Source organism: Vibrio sp. Y176 (assembly GCF_033438945.1).
On record NZ_JAWOQS010000718.1, the window covers coordinates 1 to 630 of the forward strand.

At 44.0% G+C, this 630-nt stretch carries 1 protein-coding gene; it reads left to right on the plus strand.

Features of this window, described 5'->3' with window-relative positions; translation table 11 throughout:
• Nucleotides 1-475, plus strand: a 475-nt coding sequence (locus tag R7O13_RS28260) for a BON domain-containing protein (protein WP_318305374.1), incomplete at its 5' end; no start/stop codon positions are given.
• Nucleotides 476-630: the final 155 nt, after the last annotated feature.

The following is a 630-nucleotide window of genomic DNA, read 5'->3' on the forward strand; positions in this document are numbered from 1 at the left end:
GTACAATGGTACGGTTGTTTTAATGGGCCAAGCTCCAACTCAAGATTTGATTAATCAAATTGAGCAACGAGCTAGAGCCATTGATGGCGTCAAAACCATTCATAACCAAATTAAGGCTAAAGAGCCATTGAGCGTGACGCAAATCAGCAACGACAGCTGGATCACAACCAAGGTTAAATCGGCTCTATTAACCGCCTCGGACCTCAATGGCGTTAAAGTCAAAGTCATTACAGAGGATGGTGACGTATTTTTGTTTGGCTATGTAACCGCTCAGCAAGGTGAACGCGCGACGGAGATTTCGCGCAATATCTCTGGCGTAAAACAGGTGCCCAAAGGGTTCCAATACGGAGACGCAGAACCAGTTAAAGTCGATTTACCTAGCTACGGTGTGACAACACAGACACAGACACAGACACAGACACAGACACAAGATGATAGTGATCCAGATGTCGAGACGTTTACCATTAGTGACTAAACGATATTGAAAAACTTGAAACCGAAGTATAAAAAAAGCAGCGTTAACGCTGCTTTTTATTTACTTAATCACTCTTAAGCTTGGTCGACCTTTAGGACGAGGAGCTTCTTCCTCTTGGGATTCTGCACCAATCTCCTCAGAAGTTTCTTCCGTCA